General features: G+C 34.0%; 25 protein-coding genes and 2 pseudogenes. 16 read left to right on the top strand and 11 right to left on the bottom strand.

All coding sequences use genetic code 11. The features are described 5' to 3' along the window. Positions 1-66: 66 nt before the first annotated feature. Positions 67-147: pseudogene (locus tag MHH71_RS30705) on the bottom strand (YxiF family protein); the annotation flags it as partial. A gap of 314 nt (positions 148-461) precedes the next feature. Here MHH71_RS30705 and MHH71_RS25830 point away from each other — a divergent pair. From MHH71_RS25830 to MHH71_RS25855, 6 genes are all read left to right on the top strand, one after another. Further along, a complete protein-coding gene (locus MHH71_RS25830) occupies positions 462-2,069 on the top strand; it encodes an esterase/lipase family protein (RefSeq protein WP_033799037.1) in 1,608 nt (535 codons plus the stop codon). A gap of 464 nt (positions 2,070-2,533) precedes the next feature. After that, positions 2,534-3,577: a nuclease-related domain-containing protein gene (locus MHH71_RS25835; RefSeq protein ID WP_003199202.1), complete on the top strand. Its 1,044-nt coding sequence runs from the start codon at positions 2,534-2,536 to the stop codon at positions 3,575-3,577. 30 nt (positions 3,578-3,607) lie between these two features. Continuing rightward, the gene (locus tag MHH71_RS25840; RefSeq protein ID WP_018781458.1) at positions 3,608-4,141 is read left to right on the top strand and encodes a hypothetical protein; all 534 of its coding nucleotides are present in this window, start codon (positions 3,608-3,610) and stop codon (positions 4,139-4,141) included. A 124-nt stretch (positions 4,142-4,265) separates the two neighbouring features. Beyond that, a complete protein-coding gene (locus MHH71_RS25845) occupies positions 4,266-4,412 on the top strand; it encodes a BC1881 family protein (protein ID WP_003199195.1) in 147 nt (48 codons plus the stop codon). 113 nt (positions 4,413-4,525) lie between these two features. Then, on the top strand, positions 4,526-5,281 hold the full coding sequence (locus tag MHH71_RS25850; protein ID WP_006095608.1) for a sulfite exporter TauE/SafE family protein: 756 nt from the start codon (positions 4,526-4,528) through the stop codon (positions 5,279-5,281). Positions 5,282-5,307: 26 nt separating this feature from the next. After that, on the top strand, positions 5,308-5,898 hold the full coding sequence (locus tag MHH71_RS25855; RefSeq protein ID WP_006095609.1) for a DUF2238 domain-containing protein: 591 nt from the start codon (positions 5,308-5,310) through the stop codon (positions 5,896-5,898). 305 nt (positions 5,899-6,203) lie between these two features. Here the strand turns inward: MHH71_RS25855 and MHH71_RS25860 are convergent, their stop codons facing one another. Continuing rightward, entirely contained in the window at positions 6,204-6,404 is a 201-nt protein-coding gene (locus MHH71_RS25860; protein ID WP_016115767.1) for a DUF3903 domain-containing protein, read from the bottom strand. Between the two features lie 142 nt (positions 6,405-6,546). Here MHH71_RS25860 and MHH71_RS25865 point away from each other — a divergent pair. The 3 genes and pseudogenes from MHH71_RS25865 to MHH71_RS25875 form a co-directional block, all read left to right on the top strand. Next, positions 6,547-6,705, top strand: a pseudogene (locus MHH71_RS25865) (NUDIX hydrolase); the annotation flags it as partial. Between the two features lie 113 nt (positions 6,706-6,818). Beyond that, on the top strand, positions 6,819-7,565 hold the full coding sequence (locus MHH71_RS25870) for an IclR family transcriptional regulator (protein ID WP_018765299.1): 747 nt from the start codon (positions 6,819-6,821) through the stop codon (positions 7,563-7,565). A gap of 80 nt (positions 7,566-7,645) precedes the next feature. Beyond that, complete coding sequence (locus MHH71_RS25875) at positions 7,646-9,286, top strand: M20/M25/M40 family metallo-hydrolase (RefSeq protein ID WP_033799038.1); 1,641 nt, start codon at positions 7,646-7,648, stop codon at positions 9,284-9,286. A gap of 145 nt (positions 9,287-9,431) precedes the next feature. Here the strand turns inward: MHH71_RS25875 and MHH71_RS25880 are convergent, their stop codons facing one another. After that, positions 9,432-10,109 (bottom strand): LrgB family protein, encoded by a 678-nt coding sequence (locus tag MHH71_RS25880; protein ID WP_033796326.1) that lies wholly within the window; start codon positions 10,107-10,109, stop codon positions 9,432-9,434. Continuing rightward, complete coding sequence (locus MHH71_RS25885; protein ID WP_006095612.1) at positions 10,106-10,471, bottom strand: CidA/LrgA family holin-like protein; 366 nt, start codon at positions 10,469-10,471, stop codon at positions 10,106-10,108. The genes MHH71_RS25880 and MHH71_RS25885 overlap by 4 nt, the downstream gene beginning before the upstream one ends. Positions 10,472-10,616: 145 nt before the next feature. Between MHH71_RS25885 and alsR the strand changes: the two genes are divergently transcribed. After that, on the top strand, positions 10,617-11,519 hold the full coding sequence (gene alsR, locus MHH71_RS25890) for an acetoin biosynthesis transcriptional regulator AlsR (RefSeq protein WP_006095613.1): 903 nt from the start codon (positions 10,617-10,619) through the stop codon (positions 11,517-11,519). Positions 11,520-11,549: 30 nt separating this feature from the next. On the opposite strand, the gene MHH71_RS25895 is transcribed toward alsR, so the two are convergent. Continuing rightward, positions 11,550-12,161, bottom strand: a complete 612-nt coding sequence (locus MHH71_RS25895; protein ID WP_006095614.1) for a hypothetical protein — start codon at positions 12,159-12,161, stop codon at positions 11,550-11,552. 197 nt (positions 12,162-12,358) lie between these two features. On the opposite strand from MHH71_RS25895, the gene MHH71_RS25900 reads away from it, so the two are divergent. From MHH71_RS25900 to MHH71_RS25910, 3 genes are all read left to right on the top strand, one after another. Next, positions 12,359-12,934, top strand: a complete 576-nt coding sequence (locus tag MHH71_RS25900; RefSeq protein ID WP_033799039.1) for an FtsX-like permease family protein — start codon at positions 12,359-12,361, stop codon at positions 12,932-12,934. A 93-nt stretch (positions 12,935-13,027) separates the two neighbouring features. Continuing rightward, positions 13,028-13,939, top strand: coding sequence for an ABC transporter ATP-binding protein (locus MHH71_RS25905; RefSeq protein WP_003199178.1), 912 nt, complete (start codon positions 13,028-13,030; stop codon positions 13,937-13,939). Beyond that, on the top strand, positions 13,932-14,876 hold the full coding sequence (locus MHH71_RS25910) for an ABC transporter permease (protein WP_033799040.1): 945 nt from the start codon (positions 13,932-13,934) through the stop codon (positions 14,874-14,876). Before MHH71_RS25905 ends, MHH71_RS25910 begins: the two co-directional genes overlap by 8 nt. A 45-nt stretch (positions 14,877-14,921) precedes the next feature. On the opposite strand, the gene MHH71_RS25915 is transcribed toward MHH71_RS25910, so the two are convergent. Then, the gene (locus tag MHH71_RS25915; protein ID WP_006095617.1) at positions 14,922-16,067 is read right to left on the bottom strand and encodes a M20 peptidase aminoacylase family protein; all 1,146 of its coding nucleotides are present in this window, start codon (positions 16,065-16,067) and stop codon (positions 14,922-14,924) included. A 231-nt stretch (positions 16,068-16,298) separates the two neighbouring features. Further along, entirely contained in the window at positions 16,299-17,207 is a 909-nt protein-coding gene (locus MHH71_RS25920) for an EamA family transporter (RefSeq protein ID WP_018765307.1), read from the bottom strand. Between the two features lie 667 nt (positions 17,208-17,874). Between MHH71_RS25920 and MHH71_RS25925 the strand changes: the two genes are divergently transcribed. Together MHH71_RS25925 and MHH71_RS25930 are read left to right on the top strand one after the other, a co-directional pair. Then, on the top strand, positions 17,875-18,582 hold the full coding sequence (locus MHH71_RS25925) for a cytochrome c biogenesis CcdA family protein (RefSeq protein WP_003199170.1): 708 nt from the start codon (positions 17,875-17,877) through the stop codon (positions 18,580-18,582). 89 nt (positions 18,583-18,671) lie between these two features. Then, entirely contained in the window at positions 18,672-19,178 is a 507-nt protein-coding gene (locus MHH71_RS25930; RefSeq protein WP_018765308.1) for a CcdC family protein, read from the top strand. Between the two features lie 82 nt (positions 19,179-19,260). On the opposite strand, the gene MHH71_RS25935 is transcribed toward MHH71_RS25930, so the two are convergent. Both MHH71_RS25935 and MHH71_RS25940 read right to left on the bottom strand, forming a co-directional pair. After that, positions 19,261-19,692, bottom strand: a complete 432-nt coding sequence (locus MHH71_RS25935; RefSeq protein ID WP_006095618.1) for a DUF2621 domain-containing protein — start codon at positions 19,690-19,692, stop codon at positions 19,261-19,263. 103 nt (positions 19,693-19,795) lie between these two features. After that, positions 19,796-20,092, bottom strand: a complete 297-nt coding sequence (locus MHH71_RS25940; protein ID WP_006095619.1) for a hypothetical protein — start codon at positions 20,090-20,092, stop codon at positions 19,796-19,798. A 260-nt stretch (positions 20,093-20,352) separates the two neighbouring features. Between MHH71_RS25940 and MHH71_RS25945 the strand changes: the two genes are divergently transcribed. After that, positions 20,353-20,931, top strand: coding sequence for an AAA family ATPase (locus MHH71_RS25945; protein ID WP_033799041.1), 579 nt, complete (start codon positions 20,353-20,355; stop codon positions 20,929-20,931). 186 nt (positions 20,932-21,117) lie between these two features. On the opposite strand, the gene MHH71_RS25950 is transcribed toward MHH71_RS25945, so the two are convergent. Beyond that, positions 21,118-21,678, bottom strand: a complete 561-nt coding sequence (locus MHH71_RS25950; protein ID WP_003207975.1) for a class I SAM-dependent methyltransferase — start codon at positions 21,676-21,678, stop codon at positions 21,118-21,120. A 126-nt stretch (positions 21,679-21,804) separates the two neighbouring features. Continuing rightward, positions 21,805-22,755, bottom strand: a complete 951-nt coding sequence (locus tag MHH71_RS25955; RefSeq protein WP_006095621.1) for a class I SAM-dependent methyltransferase — start codon at positions 22,753-22,755, stop codon at positions 21,805-21,807. Positions 22,756-22,905 lie beyond the last annotated feature (150 nt).

Here is a 22,905-nt window from a genome sequence, read left to right on the forward strand (position 1 = left end):
AAGGTTTTGAAGGCCTCTTTTTTATTCTTTTAAAAATGATCACATTGCTGTAATTTCTGTTACGCCTCACATACTGAATTCGTAATGATATTCTGTTCTTTCAATACATACACCAACTTCTAAATCATCTCCAACTAATATAAAATCTTCATCATACAAATTATAACTTCTTTTTCTAGTGGGTTTTCTTAACTCAGTATTATTACCGATAAAATCTGTAAGTTTGTTGTTGAGAAACATTTGTACTATTGATGAATGAAAGGAATTAAGGAGCGTAGGAAGAATATCGTTTATAAAGAATAAGACGATGCTGTCAAATTATCATACTTATTAATGGAATAAATATGAATCTTAGAAACTTTAGAAGAAAATGAGATTTGGAAATAATAGCAGTTATTGTATTGCAACAGCATAGCAATCTATAAACTCTGCGTCATCTTTCTAAAAAAGGAGGGAGTATTATGCAAGCGTTGTTTAAAAGATGTATGGTGTTGATTGCTGCATTCATTTTACTGGTTACTTCTGTTGGTGGTATTGCAACTGCTGAGACCAATGCTACGCCAATTTATAGGGAGATGCTTCCACCGAAAGAAACATTCAATCCAGGAGATTGGTTTTTAGGTGAGAAGCCTTTAAATTATGATGAAAATAGGCCACCTATTGTTTTTGTGCAAGGGAGAAATGGAAGTGCGGATAGTTGGTATGGAAAAACAGTTTATCACGATGCAAACGATATGTATGATTATGCTTATCGTGCAGGATATCAAACTGTGTTTGTTCAACTATATGATGCAGCTGGGAAGGGATCTGCAAGTCAGTGGGATAATGGCAAATTGTTGGCTGCAAAGCTAGAAGAGATTTATAATCATTTTGGTAAAAAAGTGAATATTGTGGCTCATAGTAAAGGTGGAATTGACACTCAAGCAGCACTCATTCAATATGGTGCGAATCGTTTTGTAGGAAAAGTCATTACACTGGCTTCGCCGCATTATGGATCAAATTTAGCAGACTTATCGTATAGTTGGTGGGCTGGTTGGCTGGCTTCATTACTCGGACAAAGAGACGATGGCACTTATTCTTTACAAACAGGTGAAATGGCACAATTTCGTTCTGTAATAGATAACAATCCAAATGTTAAATTAAATCGTTACTATACAGTTGCAGGTACAAGTTGGGGACCGGCTTTCTCTGCTCTATCTTTAGGTGGGCTATACCTTTCCGCGTATGGCTCCAATGATGGATTAGTGAATGAATGGAGTGCAAAATTACCTTATGGAACACACTTATTTACCGATTCTAGATTTGATCATGATGATATACGAAAAGGTTCGGCGGTGTTTTCTCGAATTGAACCGTATTTACGTACTTCTACCGCCACGTTCGTTCCTTATACTTCAAATAATAATGCTAGAGAACTTGTTAATGATTTAAATACTACTTCTAATCAAACCGTTTTAGGTGGAGAACTAATACAGAATAAATGGATTGATCAAACGTTTGCTGTAGATACAAAAACAGAGGGCGTTGTCTCGGTGTTAACAGCATCTTCAGAAGTGAAAATACAACTTATTTCTCCGTCGGGAAAAGTATATACAAACGAAGATAGTAAGGTCACGATAGGAGATGAAACTTCCTACTTTAAGGGTGCGTCTATTCGGACATTTAAAATAAATCGAATGGAAATAGGGGAATGGCATGTTAAACTAATGACAGCACATGCAAAAGATGCTTATATGATTGTTAGTGATTATAAACAAAAAGCACCGTTTACTTTGAAAATGCCAGGGAAAATCAAAGCTGATAAAGTTGAATTTCAATTGAAACAATCTACTAAAGAACTAGGAAAACAAGAGGATCTTTCTTTCACTGTCCGAGTTGTTGATCGAGAAGGGAATTTAGTATCGCAATCGAATCAGTTGCAAAGGTTAGATGAGGCTGCATTCACAGGCCTTTTGAATCATATTAAAAAGTCAGATGTATATAATGTGACGATTGATATTAAAGGTATTAACTCAGAAGGTAAAGCTTATACTCGTACGATTGTACGTTCGGTGTATATTGAAAAATAAAAAGTATGGAGGTATTACAGTTTAAAGCTTATTTTATGATTCAATTATTGAGTATATTCTTTTCAAAAAGATATAGGAATATGGAAAGAAAATGGATTATAGTAAATAATCAGGTCTAAATGTAGTAAGGCAAAGAATTATAAATTAAAATATATATTTACTTCAAAATATAAGAGGTCTTCAGGAAAAACTGCGAGAACAAGGTTTTCCTGAAGGCTTTTTTATACTATCATATCTGATTATCGATATTTTTACTCTACTTTTAAAAATTCAATATGTATTCTATCAACTTCAATTTCAACATATTTGTTAAACCATTTGCTATATTCCGAGAGATACCCATCGCTATCTGTGAAAAGTATATCCAAATTTTACAGAGAGTTATTTTAATACGTAGTATAATAGAATAAAATTGATTTTAAAAGTTTAGGTAATATTTTACTAAGCCATAAAGGAGAAAAAAGATGGAATATGTACTTATATGTGTAATTTTAGCTTTATTAGCTGGAGTATTTGTATTGTTTTATAAGAATAAACAGTTAGAATCAGAAAACCAACAAGTGGAATTTGAAAAGACAAAGTCAATAGAAAACTATCAGAGTGAGATGGCTGCAGCTGTAGCGGATTATGAAGAAAAGCAGGAGACATTAAAAAACATAGAGCGTAAAAAGTACAATAATTTAAAAGAGAGTGCAGCTAGAGAAGTAGAAAACATGAGAGTGATGAAGAATCAATTAGCGATGCAGCATAGTAAAGAGCGTAGTGAAATGCAACAGAAACACAGTAATGAGATACATATGTTACAAGATCTAATTACAGAATTAAGAGCGTATTCTAGAAATGGTGAAGAAATGAATACGCATGAAATATTACATTATATGAAACGGGGATTTGTTCAGGAAGGAATCATAACTGAAGACGAACTACATATTATTCCAAATATATTTCTTCCCAAAGTACATAGTAGAAGAGGAAATAAAATGGGGAATACTCGAGTTGATCATATATTGTTATCGACAACCGGAATATATGTAATTGAGACAACAGAATGGCAAGGAAGAATGATACACGGATTGACGAAAGAAAATGCAGGGGTATATTCATTTATGATTGATGAGATTGGTAAGTATCAAAATGAATATGAGAAGGAAGAGACATTTGTTTTTATGAAAAAGGGAGATTCAATGACTCTAATGGTAGAAAACGTAGGAAACCCCGTTTATAAAGCAAAACATCTTTCAACAATTGTATATGATTACTTGAAAGAGGTTCATTCGCAAGCTCTAAAAGAAGAAGTTAAGCCCACTGTATATTTCGGCAATGAGACAAATGGAAGTGGAAATGAAATGATCGATCTTTCCAATGAAGTACTTCCGAGGTTGAAGGATAGAGAGCAACTTGTTACGTATTTTAGAAAGGAAAGATTGGAAGGGAAAGTACTATATACAGTGCAAGAATTACAAGGGATAAAAGAAATGATTGAATGTATGGGAGAAGTGAAGTTGTAAAAAATCTGATGTGATAAAGGTGATTTTTCATTGGGAGCGTATAGAGATTTTTTATTACGGGCAACATTGTATGTTTATGTTTTTTTATATTTGTTTATATGTATCGCTTTCATATTCATCATTGGCATGACTCATTCGTCTTATAATACTGTGAGTATTTTAGTGGTATCAATTCCGTTTATTCTTTTACTGGCTCTTCAGTGGATCGTTTTTCATTTTTCTGGTGGTAATAATAAGGGCATATTTAAAAGTATTACAATTGTGGGAGCGGTATTATTCAGTATTTGTATCGTACAACTAGGTGTAAATGAGTATAATTCAAAGTTTCAAACAGATAGATGGCTAAAAGATGAACGGAAACGAGTATATATGATAGATGATCTTCTAACGAAACATAAACTAGTGGGAAAACCTAAGAAAGAGATTGTACAATTGTTAGGAAAACCAACTGAGACAAGGCGTTTTGAGGAAATGAATCAAACTGATGAAAGCATCCGTACAGGATGCTTTTTTATTTTTTTTCAATATGCTACAAAAAGGAATCGTATATTCTTTATGGAATAAGGAATGAAAATGGCAGGGGGAGTGTATATATGGATGCATTGGAACAATTTCATAATCTTACATGCCAGATTCATGACAAGATATTACTGATATAAGGTAACAAGAATGAAAAGGAGGTAAGACGGTGAAAAAAATACCAACTGAAGCCTTGAGTAAGGAATTGATGGAAAGAGAAGGGGTTATATCTATTACAGTTAAAGAATTTGAAAAAATTGAAGTCGCTGGAGTGGTAGTATCTGGGCCAGCAGTCATTTTAATTAATCAAGATTAACAGAGTACATATAATGAATATAGAAAAATAGTGAAAAGCATCCTATGTGGATGCTTTTTTATTTGCTAAAAAAGAAATATATAAGATAATAGAGCCATTGGAGGGGAAAGAAAGTGGCTATTATTATTACAATGTTTCTAATGGGGATTTTATTAGGGTTTGTTGGAGCAGGTGGAGCTGGGTTTATTATTGCAGTGCTCACTCTCGTATTTCATGTGCCAATTCACATAGCGCTCGCGACATCATTAACAGCAATGGCATTTACAACACTTTCTGGAGTGATAAGTCATTATCGAGAAAGAAATGTTGTCATGAAAATTGGCTGTGTTGTAGGAGGATTTGGTGCGCTTGGATCATATGTTGGATCTAAAATTGGTGCTGGGATTCCTGCACAGCTCCTTCATTGGTTTACGGCTGGTATGTTATTTTTATCAGCGATATGCATGTTAGTTCGTTTGTTTTTTGTGCAAAATCAAAAAGAGTTGTCTGCTAGTTTATCAGATCAGTTATCTCCATATGTATTAGGAAAAGGAGCTATGTTAGGAATTGCAACTGGGATATTAGCAGGAGCATTTGGAATTGGTTCAGCACCTTTCATTCAACTAGGATTAATGGTATTACTAGGCTTATCAATTCATCAGTCAGTAGGGACTACAATGCTTGTTATTTTACCAATTGCAATTGGTGGAGGAGTTGGATATACTTCAGCAGGATATTTAGATTACATGTTATTAGTACAAGTTTTAATGGGAACAATGCTCGGGGCATATATAGGCGCGAAGTTTACAAATTATGCACCTCGTATTATTTTGAGGTTTTCGATGATCATGACACCTGTTTTAGCTGGATGTATGTTATTAATGGAATAAGAAATAAAGTACTGGGGGGAAGAGGTGTGTCTGCTCATTTTCATAAATTGTTATGTGTAGGTTTTTGGATTGCATTACTTATATCAGGAATATATCCAAAGGATTCTTTTACATGGGTTTTAGAGGTCGCACCTGCAGCTATTTTAGTACTCATTTTAATGATTACATATCGACGTTTTCGATTTACAACGTTCACATACGTATGGATTTGGATTCATATGTTGATATTGCTCATTGGAGGCCATTATACATATGCAGAAGTACCATTATTCAATTGGCTACGCGATGCTTATGATTTAGAAAGAAATTACTATGATCGTGTTGGGCATTTTATGCAAGGCTTTGTTCCAGCATTATTAACACGGGAAGTACTTATAAAGGTAGTTGAGATTCAAAAAAAAGGATGGCTAGAACTACTTGTAATATCAGTTTGTTTAGCATTTAGTGCATTATATGAGTTGTTAGAGTTTGCAGTTGCAAAATTAACGGGGACAGGAGTAGAAGCATTCCTTGGAACACAAGGAGATGTTTGGGACACACAGTGGGATATGACACTTGCATTAATTGGGGCGATGTTGGCAATGCTATTATTTCGTAATGTTAAAAATATAAAATGATGGATTAATATGTTTTACGTATGAATTATGTAAGTAATTCATATTTCCCATATAAAAGGATTTACTATAATATAATGAGTGTAGCGTCCGAGTATTCGACGCATTACTAGTATTATATCCCTATCCCTTTTCTAAAAATGCGAACAAGTTTTGCCCTATTCTATTCAATGTTTGATTGTATAGAAATATATTGTTCGATGCCCATTATGGAGCGTACATAATGGGGAAATCCCGATCCTTAAAGAGGATGCCCCTAATCTTCATGTGAAAATATGATCGGATGAAGAAAGCTGACCAATGTATGGTCAGCTTTCTTTTTTGTGTAAAAATAATTCTTCTGTAATTTCGGTTTGTAATAGCAGTGTTTTTCCAAAGCGGCGTTTGCATTCATCTCTTACTTTTTGAATGGCAAGTGTATGAGAAGTGGCAGACACGGTGACAGTTGCTTGCCGAGATTTTCGGTTTTCTTCACAAAAAACACACTCCACAACATATTTAGAAATCATACTCTCATCCTTCCGCTTGAATTTCTAGGAATAAGTTGTCTTTGAAGTTGATATAACCTTTCGTTACAAATTCAGCATTTTCCTCTATTTTCAAGGAGAAGAACAGGGTAAGAAAGAATATTAGGTATGGGAGAAGAGACACATGAAAAGATGGATTGGAACAGCAGCTATATGTGTGAATGAAAAAAATGAAATTTTGATGGTATTACAGGGTAAGAAAGAGGAACCGAAAAGGTGGTCAGTACCAAGTGGTGGACAAGAAGAAGGAGAAACATTAGAAGAGTGTTGTATCCGAGAAGTTGTTGTTTTTATTTTTAGAAAATTCGATAATTAAATTGATTTCAGTTTGAATTTTTGTTAAATTGATAGTTAATTAAGGCTACTAACATATTACAAGTAAAGTTGAGGCGAGTTATGGTACAATCCATTGATCGAGCAATAAGTATTATTAAGTTATTGAATTCTATAAATGACAAAGAATATTGGGCTATTTCTGATATAGCTGATAGAACACATCTCCCAGTTAGTACAGTACATAGGTTACTTAACTCTCTAATGGAGCATGGATTAGTTACGCAAGTTTCAGAAACAAAACAGTATACAACTGGACCAATGTGGATGGAAATAGGGTTACGTCAATTAGAGAAGGTAGACTACAGATCTGTTGCAAGAGAAGTGATGAAGCGTTTGGCCTTTGAAGTTGAAGAAAGTGTTTACTTGAACATTCCAAATGGAACACATTCTATTATTATTGAAAGAATGGATAGCCCTTTAAAAATTCGAGTTATCGATAACTTAGGGGAACAGATTCCTCTTTCGATTGGCGCCGCAAATAAAACGATGCTTGCCAATATGAAAACAAATGAAATGGAATACATTGTAGAACAGTTACTTTCTTCTTTACCAGAACAAAAGCAAATGCTTTTTGATCAACTCGCAATGATAAGAAATGAAGGATATGCTGTGAGTTATGGTGAGAAAACAGAAGGAACAGCTTCAGTAGCTGCATCTATTATAGGATTTAATCATAAAGTAGTAGGAGCACTAAGTATTGGATTAATTAATCATCGTATTAACGATGATCGACTATCTTTTCTTATTAGTAAGGTCAAACAAGCGGCTAATGAAATATCAATAAAAATCGGCAGAACATCGGAATAATAATTTTGATAGTCTGTCGTCATTTTTTGATTCATATAGTGGAAATGAATTTCATTATGTGGAAAAATAGGGGGATTTATATGTCAAAATGGCAATCAAAAGAACAATTGGTTCAATTATTAAGCGATCTTGTTGAAATTCCTAGTATTACTGGCTCGGAAGCTGAGATTATATTGCCAGATTTTGTTGTTGGCCAACTAACGGATCTAGATTATTTCAAACAAAATTCCAATCATGTGCAAAAAAATCCGACGGGGGATGGACGATATTTTGTTACTGCTCTAGTAAAGAAAAATAATAATACAAAAAATACAGTAATTCTTGTTAGTCACTTTGATGTTGTAGATGTGCAAGATTATGGGGGGTGGAAAGCGGATGCATTTAGCCCTAAAAAATTAACATCTATGTTTTATTCTCATAAAGATGAGCTACCGAATCATGTACGTGAAGATATAGAAAAAGGGGATTGGCTATTTGGTAGAGGAACAATGGATATGAAATGTGGTCTAGCTTTGCAAATCGCAATGGTTGAGCAAGCTTGTGAAGGGAAGTTTGACGGAAATGTCCTTTTATTAGCTGTTCCAGATGAAGAAGTGAACTCTGTAGGAATGAGAGCTGCTGTTCCAAGATTATTAGATTTAGCAAAAGAACATAACCTAGAATATAAAACGGTTTTAAATTCAGAGCCTATGTTTACGCGTCATCCTGGTGATCAAAATAAGTATATTTACACGGGTTCTATTGGTAAGGTGTTACCTGGTTTCTTTTGTTATGGAAAGGAAACACATGTAGGCGAACCTTTTGCGGGATTAAATGCTAATTATATGGCTTCATTATTAACAGCTGAATTAGAATTGAATACGGAACTTTGTGATATTGTAGAAGGCGAAGCGAGCCCTCCACCAACTAATTTGTTTCAAAGAGACTTAAAGGAGGATTATTCTGTACAAATTCCTCATCGTGCAGTCACATTGTTTAATTTATTTTTACTAGAAAAAACGATGACAGATGTAATTTCGTTGTTACATCAAAAAGTAACGAAAGTAGCAGAAAAAATCGAAGACTCGTATGAGAAGCGAGCATATCGTTTTTCTAAGTATAATCCGTTCATACCGCCTAATCTTAAAGTAAATGTATTAACGTATGAAGAGCTTATCGCTTATGCAATTGAACAACATGGGCAAGAAAAAATAGCTGATATTCAATCTACTGTTATAAAAAATAGAGAAGATAAAGATGATCGTGCGGTAACAATTGATTTAGTTGATAAATTAGCTATTTTATGTAAAGAAAAGGCACCAATGATTGTGCTTTTCTTTGCCCCACCGTACTATCCAGCTGTGAGTTCACGTCACAATCCTTTAATTAAAGAAGTAGTTAGGGAAATGGAAAGATATGCTCACTACAATCATGGAATTACATTTAAAAATCAAAATTATTTTGGAGGAATTTCAGATTTAAGCTATGTAGGCTTACAGTATCCAGTTGATTCAATGAGCTCACTTGTAGAAAATATGCCATTATGGGATAAAGGCTATTCAATTCCGCTCCAGGAGTTAGAAGAGTTTGATGTTCCAGTATTAAATATGGGACCAGTAGGAAAAGATGCACATCAATGGACAGAACGTCTGGACATAAATTACGCATTTGAAACGCTATTAGATATGTTGCCTATATGTATTGAAAAATTACTTGTTTCAAATAAAATTACACAGTCATAGTTATGTTTGTGTAGGAGAGAAGGGAATTAAGAAAAGGATAGAAATTGTAGCGTTATACTACAGTTCCTATTCTTTTTCTTGTAATGATTTATTTTTATTCAAAGCCCGATTGATCGGGATAAATAAAATAAGAGTATAGTGTTGTTTAATGTAACCAGGATAAGAAAAGTGGTACAATGACTAAACTTGCGCCAGCTGTTAGAAGCATGGATAAACTTGCAATTGTACCTTCCACTGGTCCGATTTCGAATGCTTTTGAAGTACCGGTACCGTTTGCACTAGTACCTAGCATAATACCTTTCGCGATGGCGGTTTTAATACGGCATATGCGAATAAGAGAAGGGCCTAAGAGTGCTCCAGTTAGTGCTGTAAGTACAACGAATACGGCTGTTAATTGTGACATACCGCCAATCATTTCTGAGATTGCCATGGCAATTGGTGTTGTGACAATGTGCGGTGCTAAGCTATGTTCTAGTGATGAATCAATGTGAAAAGCATCTGCTAGAAGAGCTGAAGTAATAACAGATAATAATGAACCGACAATAACGTTAATTAAAATTGCACTCGCATGTTTTTTTAATAAATCAAAGTATTTATAGATGGGCCATGCAAAAGCTACGGTTGCTGGTTTTAATAGTTCAGTTAACCAATGGCCACCAGAATCGTATGTTTCATAAGATGTATCTAGTCCAAGTAATAACACGATTAAAACAATTGGACAAACGAGAAGCGGTGAAAGTATACTCCAATTCCAGCGTTGATATAGTTTCTTAGAAATCCAATATGTTAATAGTGTTAATAGTAAACAAAAAAAGCCGATCATTGTGCTGATCCTTTCCGCTTTAATAGCAGTTCTGTTAAGATTCCAGTGACGAGTGTTACACAAAGGGTACTAATCATGATAATCAAAATGAGATCGATACCATATTGTGATAATGTATCTTTGTAGCGGATAACAGCGACGGCAGAAGGAATAAAAAATAAAATAAGTTCTTTTAATAAAAAATCCGCTCCGTCTTGAATCCACTCTTTTTTCACCAAGTTAAATTTTAATGACATTAATAATAAAAAAATTCCGATAATACTTCCTGGAATTAGGAGGTGTGCCTGCTTTGTGATCCATTCACCTGTCCAAGCGAAACAAAATAATAGTAAGATTTGTCCGCTTAATTTCCACCATTTCATACAGTAACACCGCTTTCGATTTTTTTCATAAAAATTGTAAAAAGAATTAACAATTTCTACTATACGTCCTTTCAAAATATTTGTCTAATATATAAATTATATGTTATTAATTTATTATACATATTAATCGAAAAGGGGATCTCAAATGGAATTACGGCATTTGCAATATTTTGTTGTTGTAGCAGAAGAGCTACATTTTGGACGAGCAGCTGCTCGCTTACAAATGACACAGCCACCGCTAAGTCAACAAATTCAGCAATTAGAGAAAGAGATGGGAGTTACATTATTTTCAAGAACGAAGCGGAAAGTTGAGATGACAGAAGCAGGAGAGATGTTTTTAAAAGAAGTGAAAAAAGCATTTGATCAAATTGAGAAGGCAGTAGAAGTCGCGCAAAGTGCACAAAGGGGAGAAGTTGGATCACTTTCAATTGGATTTGTAGGGGCAGCGATATATGATATTTTACCGTCTATTGTTAGGGAGTATCGAAAGAAGTTTCCAAGAGTATCTGTTGCACTGCATGAATTATCGACACCGGATCAAGTTCATGCGCTCCATGATAATCGTATTGATGTTGGATTTTTACGTCCACCAATTAATACACAATTACTAGAATTAGAACCAATTCAAAAGCTTTCGTGTACACTATGTTTACCAAAAGCGCATCCATTAGCAGAGAAAGAAGAAATTCATATTGAAGATTTGCAAGATGAACCATTTGTATTTATAACAAGACCCGTTTGGCCTGCGTTATACGATACAATTTTATCGTTATGCAGGAATGCTGGATTTAGTCCACACATTGTGCAAGAGGCAACAGAGTATCAAACCGTTATGGGGCTTGTAGCTGCAGGAATTGGTATAACCGTTATTCCGGTATCGGCAAATAAGTTATATAAAACAGAAGTGGTGTACAAGGCAATATTTGATTCTAAATTTGTAGCTGAAATGTCAGTAGCATATCGGAAAACAAATAGTAATCCTGAGCTGTTAGAGTTTTTAAAAATTGCGAGAGAAAAAAAACGAATTGAAGTTGAAAATGATAAGTAAGGTGACAGAAATGTGATAAAAGAGGAGATGCTATTGTGATGCATCTCCTCTTTTTATTTCAATAATGAATAAGTAGACATGTTCATTTTCTTGAATTAATCGTTGGCGTGAGCTTTCATCTTCTATAGAGAGTGAAGATATATGATTTTTATTTGTTTTTATCCAAGCAGCAAGAACTGTTCTTTTATTATATTCTATTTTTTTAGAGCTGCTAATTTCTTCAAATGCAGACCCATTAATATTAGGTAAGCTATTTTCAGAAACAGTCATTGAACTATCGTCAATACCCATGAACCATTGCCAAGTCTCGTTGTTCGTATGTTGAAACATTTGTTGACCAACGGCTAATCTTATTTTTTTGTCTTTAAAGTCGGAAGAAGAAAACCCACCCATATCTTTTACCTTTTCTCCATTCTGGTAATATTCAATATTTGTAAATATTTCAGCTTGTTTATGAGGAATGGTAACTTCATAAAAAGAGACATGTCCTTGTTGTAAGGGTAATAATTGCAAAAGCGCAGTTTCTTTTTCTGATAAATTATATGGTTTTACAGTTGTGTACGAGTTTATATTTTGTTGGACGCCGCAACTACTAAGAGAAGTACTCAATAAAATGATGCTGAGAAGTAGTGTTTTTTTCATTTAATCCCCCAATATTAATATATTAGATTTTTATGGGAATTCTTCTATTTCAATGTAACCTTAGACATAAAGTCATTTTTCTGCGACTTAAGACCTAGTAGAGACTCCGATTGTAGTTCGATGTTAAAAAAGTCATATTTTTATACACTAGTAGTATGGAATACTGGACGTTAAGAAGTAAGGTAGGGGAATCAATTATGTCTTTATTTCGGTTAGCAAAGAAAAATATACAAAACTATGCTGCCCAACGATTAAAGCAATTTATATGGATTGCAATGAGTACAATGCTATATTTTTTCATTATATCTATCCGATCTAATGAAGCGGTAATAGAAAAAATACAGCATATACCGTTTTTGTTAGCTACACTATATTATGGGGAAGTACTGTTGTTTTTTGTATGCACTGCTGTTGCATACAAAATGACAAAAAGATTTTTAAAAAATAGGAAACAAGAATTACTGTTGTATGAAACTGCCGGTATGAAAAAAAGAAAAATATTTTGTTTGTTATGTCAGGAGCAGTTTTTGATTTACGGTGGAGCGATTCTTTTTGGTTTTATTCATGGGATGCTGTTTTTGAAATTATTTACAGTGATTTTTATAAAGTTAATAGGAGTTCATGGAATAAATAGCGCACCGATTACGTTATACGCAGTATCAGTAACGACAGTGTTGATCGTTATAATCATCTTATTATCAATATGGCAATGTTATAAATTTATTCAAGAATTTAAATATGAACAATTAAATAAAGTCGAGGAAAAGGCATGAGGCATCATGTCTTTTTGTTCGTTTTACAGCAGAAAATAATCATGATACAGTGTAAAGAACTGAAAAAAGTGTTAGAGAGAAAGGTTGTATAAAATGGTAAATAAACAATCTATAGTGAGAGTAGAACAACTAACAAAGCGAATCGGCTCAAAGACATTAGTAGAAAATATAAGTTTTGAAGTAAAGAAAGGCGAAGTTGTTGGTTTATTAGGGCCAAACGGTGCCGGGAAAACAACATTAATGCGAATGATGGTTGGTATGATTCGCATGACGGAAGGTGAAGTCTGGATAGATGGTCAATCTGTAAAACAGCAATTTGAAAGTACAGCTGCAAAAATTGGTGCTGTAATCGAAAATCCAGAATTCTATCCTTTTTTAAGTGGTTATGAAAATTTGACATATTTTGGGCGTATGAATAGTAACGTTACAGAAGACCGTATTGATGAAGTTGTCCAATTACTAGGTATGGGACAGGTTATTGACCGAAAAGTAAAAGCATATTCACTTGGTATGAGGCAACGCTTAGGAATTGCACAAGCACTTATACATAACCCGGATGTACTTATTTTAGATGAACCAACAAATGGGTTAGATCCAAATGGTATCCATGAGATGCGTATGTATATAAAGAAAATTGCACATGAACAAGGAAAGGCCGTTCTTGTATCGAGTCATTTATTATCTGAAGTTGAATTAATGTGTGATCGCGTCATTATCATTCAACATGGAGAATATGTAACGACGCAAAGTATTCAACGAGATGGAAGTTTGGAAATGGAGACGATTCATATACGTGTTGATGATGTGAAGCGGGCAGCGGATCTTTTAACGTATGATGCTGTAATTCAAGATAATGAATTGATTCTTACTGTGGAAAATGAAGAAATTCCAAATGTGATTCGTACATTAACAGAAAAAAGTATTCGTATTTATCGTGTTTATGAAGAAAGAAAAACATTAGAAGAGAAGTTTTTAGAATTAACAGGAGGCAAGGATATTGTTTAATTTAGTTTATAACGAACTGTATAAAATCTTTAAGCGAAAGCGAACAATGATACCGTTTGTTGTTATTGCAATTTTAGTTATTGGTTTAGGATGGGTTTCTGTTAAATACTTTCCGTCTTTATCAGGAGATTGGAAAACAGAGTATACGGAGCGAACGGCAGAAATTGAAAAAAAACTTGGGAGTACAAAACAGGATATTATCAATCAAAAATCAGGAGATGAGCTTGTTAAAGAGTATCAGCTTAAAATGAAGCACTTAGATACGAATACACCACCTGCAGATGCTTCACCTCTAACTTTTATGAGAGATACCGGATTAATTGTTTTTCCGATTTTATTACCATTTATTCTTGTATATGCTAGTACAATTTTTGCAAATGAGTACAACTGGGGAACTTATAAATTCTTAATGATTCGCCCGGCGAATCGATTTAAAATTTTAACAGCGAAATATGTTGCGATTGTTATTTTTTCTGGATTACTATTTATATTTAATATGCTTTTCTCACTGTTATGTGGGTTTGTTATTTATAAGTTTCAACAGCCAGCATGGACGGAATTTATTGTACAAAATGGTAGTATTATTGAGCGGAATATCTTTGGTGATGTGAGCCAGTATTATCTATTAGAATGGCTACCAACTCTTGTGTATGCAGCACTTGCTTTTATGATTTCTGTTCTAACAAGATCAAGTGGGGGTGCAATAGGTATTTCTTTATTTGTGGCATTATCTGGTGGAATCATTTTAATGCCAGCATCTAGATATGAATGGATGAAATTTTTATTACCGGCAAATACAGATTTATATGGAATATTACAACATGGAAGCTTAGTTTCAGGGATAACATTCCCATTTGCCTCTTGTATTCTGATGATTTATTTACTTGTTTTCCTAGGTATTTCCTATACTGTATTTTCAAAGCGCGATTTAACATAATAATAGATGGAAAAACCGTTAAGAAGAATGATCTTAACGGCTTTTTTATCGTAATTTGTTAATAGCTTCTTGAGCTAATAAAGCAAAATATTGTGCGCTTATAGGTAATGCTCCTTCATCTAATGTAAAAGCAGGGTGATGCCATTCTTGTGTCCCAGCTGTTCCCATAAAGACGAATGAACCAGGTATGTTTTGTTGATAAAATGAAAAATCTTCTCCTGCCATAGAAGGTTTTGGTGAAATAATTTGGAGGCCCATTACTTGAGCAATATGGGTAGATAATTCTGTAAGTTTTATATCGTTATGAACGGCAGGAGGACCTGGATACCAATGCAATTTCGTTTCAACACCTAGTGCATCAGAAACCCCTTTAATAATACGTTCCATCAGTTCTGGTATTCTTTGGCGTGTTTCAGGTTGGAATGTACGAACGGTTCCTTCTAAAGTTGCTTTTTCAGGGATAACGTTCCATGTATTTCCTGAATGAATGTTTGTTACACTCACGACAGCGTTATGAAAAGAGCTTACATTTCGGCTTACAATTGTTTGTAGTGCCATAACAATTTGAGAAGAGGCAACAATTGGATCAACACCAGCATCAGGTACAGCTGCATGTGTTCCAACTCCTTGTATTTCAATCTCAAAACGATCAACGCCGGCCATAAGTGGTCCATCTTTTATACCAATTGTACCAACTGGTAAATCGGGCTTATTGTGCATACCAAAAATGGCTTGTACGTTTTCTAAATGACCAGCTTCTATTACTTTGCATGCTCCGTCTCCGCTTTCTTCAGCAGCTTGGAATATGAATCTAACAGTTCCGTTAAGTGAAGATTCATTTTCTTTTAATAAGTAGGCAGCGCCGAGAATAGATGCTGTGTGAAAATCATGTCCACATGCATGCATTTTACCAGGATTTTTAGAAGCATAAGATAAATTAGTTTCTTCATGTATAGGAAGAGCATCAATATCAGCACGGAGCACAATAATTGGTCCATTCTTATCACCGGAAACTTCTGCGATTACGCCAGTTTTTAAATTAGAACTAATAATTGTGATGTTAGCTTCGTTTAACCAGTTCTGTATCGCTTTTGTTGTTTCTGTTTCTTCATAAGATAGTTCTGGATATTGATGTAAATGACGGCGGATGGAGATTAGCTTCTCTGTTAATTGATTTGTGATGGGTTTCATCTATTTTGCCTTCTTTCTCAGGATAAACTTCAATTTATATTTTAAGTATATTAAAATAAAAAATCCATTCATTAGTAATTATATAGGAGTTTAGTGTTTTTAATGAATCTGTAAGAGAAAAATATCCCTTAAATTAATTTTGAAATTTTTCACATGTTATTATTTACAAGGAATTCATAAATACAAGATATACTAAAAAAGAGGTTTCTCAAATGAGAAGCCTCTTTTCGCTTATGCAGCAACTTTCTTATGTGTATGATGTTTTCGATATCGTCCGCGCATTGCATATGCAATTTGTGGAATTGCAATACCAACCAAGATAAGTGATACACCAAGCCATTGAGAAGAGAGTACCGCTTCTTTTAAAACGAATACAGACATAATTGTTGTAACAGGTAATTCGGCTGCACCAAGAATAGTGGCTAGGCCGGAACCGATTTTTGGAATTCCGATTGTAAAGGCGATTGATGGAATAACAATACTGAATGTTCCTAATCCTAAACCGTATTTCCAAAGTCCTTGTGAAATAGCCCCATTAAAAATAAATGTTGGTGGGAATACTACCATTACTAAAGTTAAAGCGCCAGCCATTAAGAGGACGCCTCTTGGTAATGAGGGCACTTCGACAGCGACCTTACCACTTACAAAAATGTAGGTTGCAAATGTAACAGCAGATAGTAAACCTAATATGATTCCAGTTGTATCGAAGTCACCTGCTGATTTTTCTAATAATCCGCTCGATAAGAATGTACCCGCAAGTAAAAAGAGAACAGAAATGACTTTTTCTCTTGACGGTAATGTTTTTGTTGCTACAGCTTCAATGATAATGCCAACCCAAACGAATTGGAATAATAGTATAATGGCAATAGATGCCGGTACAGTTTTCAGTGAAGCATAATAAAAGATACCGGTAAAACTAGCTGATGTTCCAGCGACAAATAAAATAAGCATTTGTTTAAGTGGAACGCGGTGTCTAGAAAAAAGAAGAGTAATTCCAAGTAAAATAAACCAACCGAACAAATATTGACTACCAATTACTTCTCCAAGTGAAAAACCTTCTGCGTATGCAAGTTTAACAAAGATAGCTAAAATTCCATAGCTACATGCTCCTAATAAAACTAAAAGAGAATAACGAAGCATGAAAATTCCTCCCATCCTATATATTAAGTTGTTCCAAAACGGACATATATAACTAGATGGAAGTATACAAAATTAAAAATGAAGGGTCAAATGAAAGAAAAGTGTGACATTTTATAGCGTAATAATAAAAGTATGATATTTATGCATAATCTTGAAATTTATAATTATAGAAGTATTGTAAGATAGGGAACGAGTTGTATAAAGTTATCATTTGAAAAAAAATATTTTTCACAGGAAATACCTAGCGTATAGGGGGAAAGCATACAAATGATTTGTTGTTTAGAAAAAGCTTTGATATGTTAATGAATGACAGAATATATTTATAATAGAAGGAAAATGAAACCGCTTCAGAAAGAATATATAAATCTATTTTGATTTTTCGACATATAAGCCATGGTTATGGATAACAAAAGGTGACTGCTACTTGTTTTCTCTTTTTGTTTTCACTTGGCATGGGGCAGGAAAAGGATCTGACCGCTTCTATGCATGGCGGGATGCTCTCTCCCACCTAAAAAGAAGGATTTTATTTCGGTTTTTTAATTTGTATTTATATAGCAGTGTGCAGCTATTTTTTCTTATTAAAATGTTGTAAATAGTGAATTCATGAATTGTACATAGTATTTTCTTTCATTTTTGCTACAATATTGTAGAAGAGAGGAGTGAAACGATGCAAGATATTAATATTTTTTTAGCGTTTGGTGCGGGATTCTTATCATTTATTTCCCCTTGTTGCTTACCGCTTTATCCAGCATTTTTATCTTACATAACGGGAATGTCAGTTTCTGAATTAAAAGAAGAAAATGCGATGCTTCGTAAAAGAAGTATGATACATACGGCGTTTTTCTTACTTGGATTTTCAATTGTCTTTATCGCAATTGGTTTTGGTACGAGTTTTATCGGATCATTTTTCCAAGATTATAAAGATTTAATCAGACAGTTAGGGGCACTATTCATCATTGTATTTGGACTTGTAATTGTGGGGGTATTTAAACCGAAGTTTTTAATGCAAGATCGAAAATTTACATTTAAAAGTCGTCCTAGTGGTTATATTGGATCTATTTTAATTGGCTTGGCATTTGCTGCTGGCTGGACACCTTGTACAGGACCCATTTTAGTAGCTGTAATTGGACTGGCTACTACGAATCCAGAATCAGCAATGCTATATATGATTGCTTACATACTTGGGTTTGCAATACCATTTTTTATACTTTCATTTTTTATTACGAAAATGTCTTGGATTAAACGACATAGTGGAACGTTTGTGAAAGTAGGCGGATATATCATGATTGTTATGGGTATATTCTTATACTTTAATTGGATGACAAAAATTATAGCGTATTTCTCAAGTTTATTTGGTGGTTTCACCGGTTTTTAGTATTATCCTGTGAAAATGTTGGAAATACTAACAGAAAAGCATATAATGAAACTAGATTTTCATATTGCCACAAAAAAGGATGAGAAAGTATGAACATAGTTCTTTTGTCGAGTATTGTTGCCGTTTGTATGGCTGTTGGTGCGATGTTCATTCGTTTAAAAGCAGCGAAGAAACCTGCAACATTGAAAAAAATCATTCTCCCACCATTTTTTATGAGTACGGGAGCATTGATGTACATTTTTCCGGAATTTCGCCTAACGCCAGCAGAAATGTTAGAAGCAATCGGTGTAGGTTTGTTTTTCTCAATTTTTCTTATTAAAACATCTAAATTTGAAGTGCGTGGACAAGAAATTTATTTAAAACGCTCCAAAGCTTTCGTATTTATTTTAATTGGTTTGCTCGTGGTACGTATTGTCTTTAAAACATATTTAAGTCAATCGCTTGATTTAGGGCAACTAAGTGGTATGTTCTTCTTACTTGCTTTTGCAATGATTGTATCTTGGAGAATCGCAATGTATCGCTCATTCACGAAATTGCAAAAGGAAATGGAAAAAGAAGATGGATTTTATAATGAGAAAGATATGAAATTAACGTAAAAAACCTCAAGATTCCTTGAGGTTTTTTATTATGTTAACCGAGAAGTTCCCCTCCTCTAAGCGAAGTGAAGGTAGGGGGAGGTCAATTAGCCAGCAGTGATTGATAACGGGAATAGTCAATTTGCTTTTCTTGTAATTTTTTAATTAAAAACTTATGATCTCGTTTTGGAGTTGCTACAATATATCCTTTAATAATTAAATCTTCAGTTATTTTTGTGGCTTTTTCTTTTAACGCTAGCTCTCCGATTTTACCAGCAATTTTAGATCTTGCGACATCGCGGAAAAGTTCAGGGACCGGACTTACAAGTTCTTCTAATAATTGTTTTTGCTCATCATCCCATAAATGCCGTGTGTGATCGATATAGTGTTGTTCCCAATCTAAAATAGACATGCCGTCTTCTTTCGGTAGGCGTTTTAAGAATTTTCGGAACATGAAATATCCACCAATAGACATAAGGCCTAGTAAAATAACAGTCCAAGTAACAATAAACCAACTAAACCATCCTTCGAGCAAGTGTATCCCCCCTTTGCGATAGCAGTTTTCCTTTACTAGTATTATAATCGGTGAAATTGATAGAAAGCAAGAACGCTTGGCCATTTTGACCAAGCGTTCTGAATTAAACGAAGTATAGTTGTTCAACACGTAATAGGCCATTATCATCTTCTAAATATTCAATAATAAGTGTGCCGACTTTACGATCTTTATCTTCAGTTGTGAAAATAGAGTAAGAAGTAAAACGTTTTGTTGATAGGCCGCTAATATGTGTAGGAAGAGAAATGTAGTCGTTATCGCGGAAAAACTCCATGAGTTCAACATCTTCAAATTGTTTTCGATCTACTGCTTGATTTGTATAGCGACGTTGTAGTTGTTTTAAAGATTCGTTCCAAGAAATTACTTTTGTATCGTATACCATTTGTTCTATCTCCTTACTATATGTAATTATTCAGAACGTATGTTCCAATCTAGTATACCCTGTTTCTAATAAAAGGGAAAGCAAAAAATAATGTAAGCTTGGATTTCCAAGCTTACATAAAAGGCGTCCATAATCATCTCTGTTTTTTATTATAAGCTAGATAGAAATAGGAAACAAGGTAGGGAGTATTTTGTTGATAGTTTATAAAATTCCGTTTATTGTAAAAAAGAGGTTTATTTTAGTGGGAAAGGGTAAAAGAAATGACGTATATAATTTCACTTCAAGGACCAATGGCAAGCGGAAAAACAACGTTAGCAAGAAGATTAAAAAAGCATGGATTCCCAATATTGTATGAAAACCCTTATGGAATTGTAGAAAAAAGAAAAAATTTAAATTTGGATATTTACACAAAAGAGGGATTTATTACAAATCAAAGGATGTTTATTGAAGCAAAAATAAAAGAAATTCAGAATGCGCGAGGGCGTATTGTGATATTTGATCGTGGTTCAGAAGATATTGAATTTTATACAATATATTTTCCGAAATTGATAGGGATGGATTGGGATATCGAAAACGAACTAAAAGATGAATTGTATAAATTAAGAAGATGCCGTTCAGATGCGATTTTTTATTTGGATGTTTCTAAAAAGATATTGCAAGAGAGAAAGAAGAATGATAATACGAGAAGACGCAGTACGTTTGAAAAACAGCTAGAATTAGTAGAAATAGAAAAACAATGGTATAAACAATTTCCGGTTACATATGTGAATACTGATGAAGTGACAGTAGAGGCAACAGAGGTATATTTCATGAAATGGGTGAAGGAGAAAAGCATATGAAGAAATTGCTCTTAAACAAGGGCTTTAATATAGAGTGAAAGGTCATATTAATTCAACGCTTCTAATGGTATTCTAGTAAATTCATGTGAGGAGATGGAGGCCATTATGATACTAAAAAAGTCAATCTCCTATTGGAGATTGACTTTAAAGCTTTTCTTCAAGAAAAGCACCTGTTTAGCTTAATAACTAAGACTTTATTGCATCTATAATTAACGATGGAAAAACAAGTTTATCCCCTTGATTTCGTGGATCATATTTTTTTGAACGAAAAATAACCCCATCGGCTCCATCCCACTCATTGTAATGAAAATTCCCCTCTTCATCACAATATTCAAGTAATTTCACTTCGAATCCAACAGTTTCAAACATTTTCCTTAAAGTTTCATAATTATGAACTATTTTATGACTAGCTGCGGGATGGTCTTTAGGTCCAGGTCCCCCAACTTGTACACCCTCTTGGTATTCTTCATCTGGGAAAAATGCATCAGGAACGGCGCATCGAATATAACCACCATGCTTTAAAAATTCATAACATACTTTCGCCGCTTCTATGCCTTCTTCATATGATAAATGTTCCCATACATGCTCCGCTAAAATTACCGCTAAAGAATTAGGATCAAACCTTTTTATCCAATCTTCCCTTTTTAATAAATTCAATTCTTCCTCATTCGTATGTAACCAGCCAGGATTATTATTATATTCCCCTGCACCAATTACCAGCTTAATTTTCTTTTGTTTTATAGCCAACAGTTTCACCTCTTGTATTTTTGTCTATTGTTATATTTATAATATGTAATTTTCTTCTTAGGGTATCGCCATATCAACATCAACCTAAGATAAATTTGAAGAATTTGTTATAAAGTAGATTCAAACTTATTTTGTACACCGATAAATAGCAAGTGTTTTTGGATCACGCCATACTCCACCATGAAGAGATAATTCATTTTCTATTTCAATGGTCAGCCATTCTTTCATTTCTGAATGAAGATGAATGTCATCAGGTATGTTTAAAGATGGAAACATACTAGAGATATAGTTAACGATAGGTGTAGCGTGATGAAATAGAAGTGCATTATGAATAACTGTTTCCTCCACAGTTTGAAAAACAGATTGTAATAATTGTTTTCCGTTTTCTAAACAAAATGGAGAAGCTGATGGTGAATTTTCGGGTAAATCGAATGCGACTAACATTTTGTTACAAATCTCATCCATACGGGGTAATGAGATTTTGGAATTTGTCGTGGCTAGGAACCTGCCTTCAGGAAAAATTACTTTATGGAATCTTTGAATTGTTTTTTCAACATCCGTCATGTGATACAGCATATGTCTTGCGATGATCCAATCATAAGAATCAGCTGGGAAAGGAAGTTTGGTAGCGTCTCCAAGTTTCCATTCAATATTTACATGTTGCTGTGCTGCATTCATAGCAGCTTCTCGCAGCATAGCTGTAGATTGATCCAGACCAGTGAGATGTCCCATATGACCGTTTTTTTGTAGCAGTGCAAGGAATTTCCCGTTAGCGCATCCAACCTCTAATATCTTTTCTGTTCCTTGTAATTGTAAATGCTCAATTACAACTGCATCTAAGTCTACTCGTTTTTCTTCATATTTTTTATGGGTATCAATCCGTGTTTGAAGATGATTACTTACAGCGTATTGTCTTTTTACGTCATTCATTTTTTCTGATTCCACCTTTATGCAAAATTGCTGAATAGCATGTGTTAAAACATCTGTTTTATTTAGGCCTTCATAATGAAGTGTTGCTTCAAATCTTTCTAGTAATCTTTCGTCAATTCGAAAGTGAATATCTTTTCTCTTAACCAATTTTTGGTCCCCCTTACAGCTGTTAGTGAGACTATAGCACGCTTTAGAATTTTCTGTAAATAAAGTGTGTACACAATGGTAACAGAGTATTGAAAAAAATCATTCAAATAATCGTTTAAACTATTGACGATTAAACCGTTTTCATATATT

It is taken from the genome of Bacillus sp. FSL H8-0534 (assembly GCF_038005885.1).
In the GTDB taxonomy this organism is placed as follows: domain Bacteria; phylum Bacillota; class Bacilli; order Bacillales; family Bacillaceae_G; genus Bacillus_A; species Bacillus_A pseudomycoides.